The sequence below is a fragment of the Kitasatospora sp. NPDC059646 genome, from assembly GCF_042734615.1.
Classification (GTDB): domain Bacteria; phylum Actinomycetota; class Actinomycetes; order Streptomycetales; family Streptomycetaceae; genus Kitasatospora.
Genome location: NZ_JBHWDS010000035.1, coordinates 67,283 through 76,639, shown reverse-complemented (window position 1 = coordinate 76,639; position 9,357 = coordinate 67,283). Strand labels below are relative to the sequence as shown.

Genomic DNA, 9,357 nt, shown 5'->3' with positions numbered 1-9,357 from the left:
CGCCACCACCACCACGACGGCCGCCCCGCGGCCCGATCTGACCGACCCGAAGTGGAAGGAGTACGCGCAGGAGCTGGTCTCCAGCGCCGAGAACTCCACCCTCGACTGGCGTTCCCAGTACCCGTACATCGAGGACATCGGCGACGGCCACGGCTACACCGCCGGCATCGTCGGCTTCTGCTCCGGCACCGGCGACCTGGCGGACGTGATCACCCGATACACCGCGCTGAAGCCGACCAACGTCCTGGCCAAGTACCTGCCGGCGCTGGCGCTGCTCGACGGCAGCGCCTCGCACCAGGGCCTCGACCCGACCTTCGTCGGCGACTGGCAGCTCGCCGCGAAGGACCCGCTGCTCCAGCAGGCCCAGAACGAGGAGCGCGACCGGCAGTACTTCAACCCGGCGGTGCAGCAGGCGAAGACGGACGGGCTGCACGCGCTCGGCCAGTTCGCCTACTACGACGCGATCGTGGTACACGGCCCGGTCGGCTTCGCCACCATCCGCACCACCGCGCTCGCCAAGGCGAAGACCCCGGCCAAGGGCGGCGACGAGACCGCCTACCTGAACGCCTTCCTGGACGCCCGCAAGGCCTACATGCTCAACGGCCACCCGAACCGCAACACGTCCAGGATCGACACCGAGCAGCGGGTCTTCCTCCAGGCCGGCAACCTCGACCTGCGGCCCCCGCTGGTCTGGCAGGTGTACGGCGACACCTACACCATCCTCGCCTGACCCGCCGTCAGGCGGGACCGGCGGGCACCACCAGCCGGTCGATGTCGGGCGCGGCGCCGGCGGGGTTGGCCACGGTGACGGTGTTGGTCCCGGCCGCCAGGGCGAGGCCCACCGTCACCGTGCCGGGCGTGGTGAACGCACCGGTCGGCGCGAACCCGACCTTCGTCACGGGCCCGCCGTTGACGGAGAGTTCGGCGGTCCTGGCACCGGCGGAGCCGTTGGTGTAGACGACCTGCACCTGGTACGTCCCGGCGGTGGCGGCGGTGATGCCGTGGACGGCGAGCGTGCCCGTTCCGGCGGTGACGGTGCCGAGGTACCCGACCCGACTGCCGCCGGAGCAGGCCGCGCAGGCGATCACGGCCGCCCGCCCGGTCAGCGTGCTGGCGGCGGCTTCGGCCTCGTAGCCGGTGCCGGCCGGCGCAGCCGGGGAGTTGACGGCCTGTTGGAGGGCGGCGCCGAGGATCGCGGAGCCGGTCATGTCGATCGCGGGTTCGGAGGTCTGCCAGGAGCGGACGTCGTCGACGTAGCGGCTGCTGTGGCCGGTGAACGCGTTGAACGGGTCGGCGCCGCCGGGCGGGCAGGCCTTCATGCCGGTCTCGTAGCCGCCGAGTCCGCCGCTGAAGATGCCGGAGGAGTTGGGGCCGTTGACGACCGCGCCGAGCGGGATCGCGCCGGTGCCGTCGGTGGAGCCGTTGATGTTGGCGACCTGGTGCTGGATGCAGTGCGGGTAGGTGGTGCCTTCGCCGACCATGAAAGCGGTGCCCCACGGGTTGGCGCCGAACAGCCAGTTGCGCTGCTGGGTGGCGTAGCTGTCGAAGGAGGTGTCGCCGCCGGCCTGCTTGTAGAGCGCCTCGGTGGCGAGCAGGCCGAAGCTGTGCGAGTTCACGTCGAAGTCGGTGTAGGTGCCGCCGGCGTGGAAGAGGTCGGCGGCGGCGTGGTCGGCGCCGACCTTGGTCTGCCGCTTCAGGTCGGCGAGCAGGTCGGCGGTGCTGACGGCCAGTCCGCCGGGGTTGCCGGCGTCGGCGATGGCCCGGATCAGGTCGGCGTGGGCGAGCGCGCTGGTGTCGTACAGGTTGAAGGTGTCGCCCTTGTCGTTCGCCAGGTAGCCCTTCGCCCAGTTGGCGGCGGCGGTCAGGTACGGCGTGGCGTTCTGGCCCAGTTTCTGTGCGGCGAGGGCGAGTTCGGCGCCGCCGAACTCCATGTCGTCGCGCCAGGTGGACTCGGGGTAGTAGTCGTTGGGGGCGGCGGTGGTCAGCGGGTTCGGCGGGGCCGAGGTGTTCGCCAGCGCGTACAGCGAGACGGCGGCCTGGTAGTACGCCCGGGCCTGCGTCGGGTCGGTGGCGGCGTTGACCTGCGCGGCGAGCGCGAACGCGGCGGAGACCCGCCCGGCGAGGTTCGGACTGACCGGCCCGCCGGGGGTGTTGGCCCGGAACACCGGGCGGTGCGCGGCGGCGTAGCGGTGGGCGGTGGAGGTGTCGCCGTCGTCCTTCTCGGGGAGCCGCCACAGGTCGTGGTCGCCGACGAAGCTGCCGCTGGCGTTGCCGGAGCCGATGCCGACCTGGAGGTACAGGGTCTTGCTGGACTGGTCCCACATCCGGTTCAGCCAGGCCGTGCCGAACTGCGCCTCCGCGCCGAGGCTCGCGGGCGCGGCGGCGCCGAGGGCGCGTTGGGCGGCGAGCAGCACCGCGTCGGCGTAGGCGGTGGTGTGGGTGAACTTCAGGTAGTCGCCGGCGTCGAACCAGCCGCCGGAGACGTCGACCGGTCCGCCGGTCTTCGACAGGTCGCTGTTGGTGATGACGTCGGAGCCGCCGCTCTGGAACGACGGGAGGGCGTACACGCTGGCGCGGGCGTCGTTCAGGTGGGCGGGCTTGCGGCCGAGCGGGCCGGGGACGGTGTCGGCGCCGTCGCGCTGGGTCTGGAAGAAGGTGACGCCGTCGGCGACGAACTTTCCGTACAGGGCGGCGGGGTCGGCGACCTTGAAGGTCGGCGAGGTGGCGCTGACGCCGCCGCCGACCACCAGGCGGTAGGTGCCGGGCGCGGTCGGGCCGGTGAGGGTGATCGGGTAGACGGCCGGGTAGGCGCTGTTCCACGAGCCGAGGCTGGCGGTGCCGACGGTGCCGGTGCTGACGGTGGCTCCGGTGGCGTCGACCAGGCTCCAGTTCGCGGCGGTGACCGCGGCGCTGGTCATCAGGTAGGCCTGCTTGGTCTCGCCGGGCAGGTAGCCGGCCTGGTCGACGCGGACCAGGCCGGTGGTGGCGGCCTGCGCGGGCCCGGCGGTGAGCGCGAGCGGGGTGGCGGTGAGGGCGGCGGCGAGCAGCGCGCCGAGGGCGGTTCGTCGGGCCGGTGTCCGGGGCGTGACCATCAGCAGCTCCCAACCGTTAGGAAGTTTTCCTTACCGACCCTGGAAGCTAGGGCGCTGGTCGGACGCGGTCAAGGCCCTGCGGGTGAATTGACGCCGGGTCGGTCGTCGGGCCCGGCGCTGAGGTCGAGGGTGAAGCTGAACCGGTCGCCGCGGTAGAGGGTGCGGACGAGTTCCAGCGGCCGGCCGGCCGCGTCGCGGCTGCGGCGGTGCAGCAGCAGCATCGGGAGTGCGGGCGGGGCGCCGATCAGCAGTGCCTCGCGCGGGGTGGCGAGCACCGTCTCGATGCGCTCCTCGGCTCCGGCGAGTCGGATGCCGTGGCGGCGCAGGTGGGCGTAGAGCGAGCCGGCGGGGTCGAACGCGCGGTCCAGGTCGGGGACCCGGGCGACCGGGAGGTAGCTGGACTCGAGGCCGACGCGCTCCTCGTCGGCGTGCAGGACGCGCTCCAGGTGCCAGAGCGGTTCGCCGGGGGTGATCGCCAGGCGTTCGGCGAGGGCCGGTTCGGCGGCCAGCCGGTCGAGGGCGATCAGGGTGCGTCCGGGGCGCAGGCCCTGCCGGGTGACGCCCTCGGTGTAGCTGGCCAGCGACAGCGGCTGTTCGATCTTGGCTCCGGCCACCACGGTGCCCCGGCCCCGGCGGCGCAGGCGCCCTTCGAGCAGCAGGTCGCGCAGCGCCAGCCGCAGGGTGGCCCGGGCGACCCCGTACCGCTCGGCCAGCGCCGCCTCGGTGGGCAGCCGGCCGCCGGGGCCCAATTCGGCGAGCAGCTCTTCGAGCCGGGCCTTCACCAGGTAGTACTTCGGCACCCGTCCGTGCTCCGGGACGCCGGACCTGGCGGGGGCGAGGGGGGCGCGGTGGGTGTCGGGGTTCACCGCTCCACCCTAGCGACCCGCTCCCCGGCCGCCCGCGCCCGATCACGAAGGGATAACCGGTCTGGACCGAATTTTGACACTTGTTCATACAATCGTGGACTCGGAGCGGGGCCGCGCTCGCCCCGCAGCCCCATCCTCGGTCTGCCGGTGCGACCGCACCGGGCCGCTTTCCGTTGGGAGACCCCGTGCGCAACTCCCGTACCACTCTCGCTCTTTCGATCGCCGTCGCGGCCGCCCTGCTGCCGGTCGGCGCGCCCTCCGCGGCCGCGGTCGGCGGCTCGTACAACGGCCTGCCGAACGGCACCAAGCAGGCGAAGACCCTGGTGATCGGTCTCGACGGCACCCGCTACGACAGGCTGCTGGCCGCCGACGCGCCGAACCTGAAGGCGCTGATGGCGTCCGGGACGACCGCGACGTCCGACCTGTACGCGAACCCGCTGGCGCCGACGCTCTCCGGGCCGGGCTGGTCGACCGTCGCCACCGGGGTGTGGCCGGACAAGCACAAGGTGCTGGACAACGCGTTCACCGGCGCGCGCTTCGACCTGTACCCGGACTTCGCGAGCCGGCTGGAGGCCGCCGACCCGGGCAACTCCACGCTGGTGATCGGCTCGTGGAACCCGATCACCGCGAACGTCTTCAACGGCGCCGTCGACCTGCGCGTCCCGGAGAGCGAGAACGACGCCCGGACCGCCTCGGACGCCGCCGACTTCCTGGCGCACGGCAACCCGGACGCGGTCTTCCTGCACTTCGACGAGGTCGACGAGGCCGGCCACGCCTACGGCGGCGCGAGCAGCCAGTACCTGGCGGCGATCCACGGCGTGGACGGCCTGGTCGGCCAGGTGACGGCCGCGCTCAAGTCCCGTCCGACCTACGCATCGGAGGACTGGCTGGTGGTGCTCACCACCGACCACGGACACACCGACGCGGGCGGCCACGGCGGCAACTCGGCCAACGAGCGGCAGACCTGGATGGTGCTCAACGGCCGCGGCCACCAGGCGGGCGCGCACCGCTACGACGTCAAGCCGGTGGACATCGCGCCGACGGTGCTCAAGCACCAGGGCGCCCCGATCGACCCGGCCTGGGGCCTGGACGGCACCCCCGTCGACGAGATCGCCCCGGACGCGTTCGACGCGCTGCGGCCCGCCCTGCAGTCCCGGGTGGACGAGACCGGCATCGCGGCCGCGGTCAAGGGCTTCACCCGCACCCCGCCGGCCGGCTGGTCGATCGACAACTCCCGGATGCCCTCCGGCGGGGTCACCGAGTGGCGCGGCTGGGCGTTCGCCACGGACGAGTTCTGGACGGCCGCGCAGCTCGGCCAGGGCCGGGAGACCAACGTCCGGGCGCGCAACGTGTTCGCGGTCGCCGACTCCGACGAGTGGGACGACAAGGCGCACGGCGCCGGCCAGTTCGACTCGACGCTGATCAGCCCCGCCTACCCGGTGGCCGGCCTGAGCCGGGGCACGCTGTCCTTCGCCACCGACTACCGGATCGACGGCCCGCAGACCGGCGACGTGTACGTGGTGTTCGACAACGGCGCGCCGCAGCCGGTGAAGTCCTACCGGGCGGACCTGAACACCGTCGAGCACCTGTCCGTCCCGGTGCCGGCCGGCGCGACCACGGCGCGCTTCCAGTTCCGCTACACCGGCACCAACTCGGCCTTCTGGACGGTCGACCAGGTGGCGTTCACCGGCTGATCCCCGGTCGGCCGGCGTCCACCGGCCGGCAGCTCACGCTCGGCCGGGGTTCGCCCGCCGGAGCCCCGCTACCGGGTCTTGACCACCACGCCGACCGCGAACGCGATCTGATCGTCGGTCAGGTCGGCGCGGGCGGTCAGCCGCAGCCGGGGGACGCCGTCGGGGACGGACGGCGGGCGGAAGCAGCCGACCGCGAGTCCCTCGTCGCGGCAGGCGGCGGCCCAGCGCACCGCGTGCTCCGGGTCGTCCGCCCGCACCGACACCACCGCGCCGTCGGGTGCGGTGGTGTCGAGGCCGGACTCGGCGAGGCGGGCGGAGAGTTCGCGGGCCACCCGGAGGGCGTCGGCGGCCCGGCCGGGTTCGGCGCGCAGCAGGCGCAGCGCGCCGAGCGCGGCGCCGACGGCGGCCGGGTTGAGGCCGGTGTCGAAGATGAAGGTGCGGGCGGCGGAGACCAGGTGCCGGATCACCCGTTCGGGGCCGAGCACCACGCCGCCCTGCGCGCCGAGCGACTTGGAGAGGGTGGCGGTGGCGACCACGTCGGGCTGCCCGGCGACGCCGAAGGCGGCCCCGGCGCCGGCGCCGCCGGGGCCGAGCACGCCGAGGCCGTGCGCGTCGTCCAGCACCAGGGCGGCGCCGAACTCGCGGGCGGCGGCGTGGTGTTCGGTGAGGGGTGCGGCGTTGCCGTCGACCGAGAACACCGAGTCGGTGACCACCAGGGCGCGCGGCAGGGTGCGGGCGGCGAGCGCCGCGCGGACGGACCGCGGGTCGCCGTGCGCGGCCCGGGCGACCTGGCCCTTGGCGAGGCGGCAGCCGTCGATCAGCGAGGCGTGGTTGTGGGCGTCGGAGACGATCAGGGTGTCCGGGCCGGCGAGGGCGGTGAGCACGGCCAGGTTGGCGGTGTAGCCGGAGGAGAACACCAGGGCCGCTTCGTAGCCGCAGAACTCGGCGAGTTCCCGCTCCAGCGCGGTGTGCCCCTCGGTGGTGCCGGTGACCAGCCGGGAGCCGGTGGAGCCGCCGCCCCAGCGCAGCGCGGCCTCGGCGGCGGCGGCGGTGACCGCCGGGTGCCGGGTGAGGCCCAGGTAGTCGTTGGACGCCAGGTCGAGCAGGTCGTCGTCGGCGGTGCGGCTGCGCAGCCGCCTGGTCAGCCCGGCGGCCTCCCGACGGGCCGCTTCCGCGTCCACCCAGTCGAACACCGTCTCCGGGCGCGCGGCCCGCGTGGCCGTCCCGACCTGCGTGTCTTCCATGCCCGGCACTCTGTCACCCCGTCCGGCCCGGGGGCAACGGCCGCCGGCGCGATGTGCGCCTTCGCACACACCGCCTGCCGCGACCGTCGCCCTCCGGCTCACTGACGGGAGGTCAGTTGCGGTAGCGGTACATGATCCGGCCCCTGGTCAGGTCGTACGGGCTGAGCTCGACCAGGACGCGGTCGAACGGGAGGATCTTGATGTAGTTCTTGCGGATCTTCCCACTGATGTGGGCGAGCACCTGGTGACCGTTCTGCAGTTCCACCTTGAAGGTGGCGTTGCGCAGGCACTCCTGGACGGTGCCCTCGATTTCCAGGCCTTTGGAGACGCGTGGCAAGGGTTCTCGTTTCTCGAGTCGGTGAAGCGGAGACGTGCGGGTGGTCCGGGGGTTCCGGTGGTCAGTGCGGGCGGCGCACCAGTTCGGCGAGGCAGCCGGTCCGGCGGGCGCCGAAGCGCTCGAACAGGGCGGTGGCGGCGGTGTTGGCCCGGTCGATCTCCGCGCGGGCGGCGGCGATGCCGGCCCGGCCGAGGGTGTCGAGCGCGTGCCCGAGCAGGGCCTGCCCGGCGCCGCGGCGCCGGTGCTCCTCACGCACCGCGAGCAGTCCGATCCGGGCCGCGCCCCTCCGAGACACTACCCTGGCCAGGCCGGCGTAGCGACCGTCCACCACGGCGACCGCGTACAGCGACGGGTCGACCAGGGTGTCGCCGGGCGGGCAGGGCCGGAGTTCGGCGGGCATGGTGTGCCAGCCGACGGCGGCCTCGACCTGGGCCCGGATCTCGCGGTCGAGGGCGCGCAGTTGCGGCTCGTCGGCCGTGCCGGCGGGCAGGATCGTCACGCCCTCGGCCGGCCGGGTCGTCTCCGTACGGGTGGGCACGAGGTACTGCCCCTCGCGCCGCGAGACCGTGAACCCGGCCCGTTCCCAACGGGCCGTCAGGTCGTGGTCCTCCTCGCCGACCAGGGTGTGCAGCACGTCGCCCGGCCGGGCGGCCAGCACCGCGGCGGCGAGCGGGTCGAACGCGTCGTCCCGCCAGACGTCGATGGAGAGGAAGAGGCGGCCGTCGGGCCGGTGCGAGAGGTCGCCGTGGCCGACGATCCGCTCGTCCGCCACCGCCTGCCACCGGGTCTCGTCGGCCCGGGTGATCGTCACAGTGTTCATGGCTGTCGCCTTTCGGAAGTGCCTGCGTAACGAGGCGCTCCCGACAGCGGCTCGATCAGCCGCACACCGTGAGGAGAAGGGGGAGCACCCACCTTGGTCCAGCTCTCATGGGTGTTCACCTCCTCGCGTCCTGTCACGGTGATCCGTACGTTAGCAAGCTCCGCCGACGGCTCCAACCGATTTAATCCGCCTCGCTTCCCGGCCGTCCTCAGGCCCGCGTGTAGCCGAGGAACATGACGCCGCCGGGCAGCACCGTGTGCTCGGTCAGCCGGAAGGCGCGCGGGTCCGCTCCGGCCCTCCCGGCGAACAGCGGGATGCCGCTGCCGATGACGACCGGGTTGACCTTCAGGACGAGTTCGTCGATCTCCGGGTAGAGGGCGCCGGCGAGTTCGCCGCCGCCGACCAGCCAGATGCCGCCGCCCTGCTGGGCCTTGAGCTCCCGGACCTTCTCCACCGGGTCGGTGGCGACCACCTCGACGGCCGCGTCGGGGCGTGCGGTGAGGGTCCGGGAGAAGACGTAGTGCCGCAGGTGCGGGTAGGCGTCGGCGAGGCCGGCGTCCAGCCCGAGCTGGTAGGAGCGGCGGCCCTCCAGCACGGTGTCGAAGCGGGTGCCGGGCGCGGTCACCCCCAGCAGTTCCCGGGCCGGGCCCGGCAGCGTCTCCGGGTAGTGCGTGACGACGTGTTCGAGGTAGTCGGGGGTGACGTCGAAGAAGCCGCCGGCCGGGCCGCTCGGGTCGCCGCCCTCCGGGCCGGCGATGAAGCCGTCGAGCGTGGTGGCGACGTAGTAGGTCAGGGTGCGCACGGTCGATCAGCCCTCGATGCAGTAGTGGTGGAGGCGCTCGTCGGAGGAGGTCCGGCGCAGGCCGGCCTTCTCCAGCACGCGCTGGGAGCCCAGGTTGTCGTGGTCGGTGTCGGCGATCGCCCGCCGCACCCGGCCGTCGGCGAAGCCGTGGTGCAGCAGCGCGGTCAGCGCCTCGGTGGCGTAGCCGCGCCCCTCGGTCTCCGGGGCGACCCCGTAGCCGAGGCCGACCGTGCCCGTTTCGTCGGGCGGGCCGAAGAAGCCGATGCCGCCGATCACCAGGTCGCTGCTCAGCAGCACGATCTGCAGCGGCCCGAACAGCGGTTCGCCGGCGGGCAGTCCGAGGAACATCCGGGCGACGTCCTGGTCGTCGGCCCTCGGGAAGCCCGCGCTCCAGTGCTCCTGCCGGTCGGTGCCGGCCGCGACGAGCTCCGCCTCCTCCCGGGTGTAGGGGCGCAGCCGCAGCCGCGCCGTCTCGATGCCGAACGGTGTCGTCCCGCTCATC

At 73.5% G+C, this 9,357-nt stretch carries 9 protein-coding genes; 2 read left to right on the top strand and 7 right to left on the bottom strand.

Annotation, left to right across the window (positions count from 1 at the left end; translation table 11 throughout):
- The coding region (locus tag ACFV1L_RS23700) for a chitosanase (RefSeq protein ID WP_380368875.1) at nt 1–730 on the top strand (730 nt) is incomplete at its 5' end.
- A 7-nt stretch (nt 731–737) separates the two neighbouring features.
- On the opposite strand, the gene ACFV1L_RS23695 is transcribed toward ACFV1L_RS23700, so the two are convergent.
- The gene (locus ACFV1L_RS23695; protein ID WP_380368873.1) at nt 738–3,092 is read right to left on the bottom strand and encodes a glycoside hydrolase family 9 protein; all 2,355 of its coding nucleotides are present in this window, start codon (nt 3,090–3,092) and stop codon (nt 738–740) included.
- 68 nt (nt 3,093–3,160) lie between these two features.
- On the bottom strand, nt 3,161–3,958 hold the full coding sequence (locus tag ACFV1L_RS23690) for a GntR family transcriptional regulator (RefSeq protein WP_380368870.1): 798 nt from the start codon (nt 3,956–3,958) through the stop codon (nt 3,161–3,163).
- A gap of 185 nt (nt 3,959–4,143) precedes the next feature.
- Here ACFV1L_RS23690 and ACFV1L_RS23685 point away from each other — a divergent pair, with 185 nt between their 5' ends.
- A complete protein-coding gene (locus ACFV1L_RS23685; protein ID WP_380368868.1) occupies nt 4,144–5,652 on the top strand; it encodes an alkaline phosphatase family protein in 1,509 nt (502 codons plus the stop codon).
- A gap of 68 nt (nt 5,653–5,720) precedes the next feature.
- Here ACFV1L_RS23685 and ACFV1L_RS23680 read toward each other — a convergent pair whose 3' ends face one another.
- From ACFV1L_RS23680 to ACFV1L_RS23660, 5 genes are all read right to left on the bottom strand, one after another.
- Nucleotides 5,721–6,896, bottom strand: a complete 1,176-nt coding sequence (locus tag ACFV1L_RS23680; protein WP_380368865.1) for an 8-amino-7-oxononanoate synthase — start codon at nt 6,894–6,896, stop codon at nt 5,721–5,723.
- Between the two features lie 112 nt (nt 6,897–7,008).
- The gene (infA, locus tag ACFV1L_RS23675) at nt 7,009–7,233 is read right to left on the bottom strand and encodes a translation initiation factor IF-1 (RefSeq protein ID WP_035869682.1); all 225 of its coding nucleotides are present in this window, start codon (nt 7,231–7,233) and stop codon (nt 7,009–7,011) included.
- A gap of 61 nt (nt 7,234–7,294) precedes the next feature.
- On the bottom strand, nt 7,295–8,053 hold the full coding sequence (locus ACFV1L_RS23670; RefSeq protein WP_380368862.1) for a GNAT family N-acetyltransferase: 759 nt from the start codon (nt 8,051–8,053) through the stop codon (nt 7,295–7,297).
- A 208-nt stretch (nt 8,054–8,261) separates the two neighbouring features.
- Nucleotides 8,262–8,855: a dihydrofolate reductase family protein gene (locus tag ACFV1L_RS23665; RefSeq protein ID WP_380368859.1), complete on the bottom strand. Its 594-nt coding sequence runs from the start codon at nt 8,853–8,855 to the stop codon at nt 8,262–8,264.
- A gap of 6 nt (nt 8,856–8,861) precedes the next feature.
- Nucleotides 8,862–9,356 carry a GNAT family N-acetyltransferase gene (locus ACFV1L_RS23660; RefSeq protein WP_380368856.1) on the bottom strand — a complete coding sequence of 165 codons (495 nt, stop codon included), beginning with the start codon at nt 9,354–9,356 and terminating at the stop codon, nt 8,862–8,864.
- Between the last annotated feature and the right edge of the window lies 1 nt (nt 9,357).

Coding starts and splice junctions, on each gene's coding strand:
- ACFV1L_RS23670 (WP_380368862.1), bottom strand. CDS start 8,053: ATGAACACTGTGACGATCACCCGGGCCGACGAGACCCGGTGGCAGGCG.
- ACFV1L_RS23660 (WP_380368856.1), bottom strand. CDS start 9,356: ATGAGCGGGACGACACCGTTCGGCATCGAGACGGCGCGGCTGCGGCTG.
- ACFV1L_RS23680 (WP_380368865.1), bottom strand. CDS start 6,896: ATGGAAGACACGCAGGTCGGGACGGCCACGCGGGCCGCGCGCCCGGAG.
- ACFV1L_RS23695 (WP_380368873.1), bottom strand. CDS start 3,092: ATGGTCACGCCCCGGACACCGGCCCGACGAACCGCCCTCGGCGCGCTG.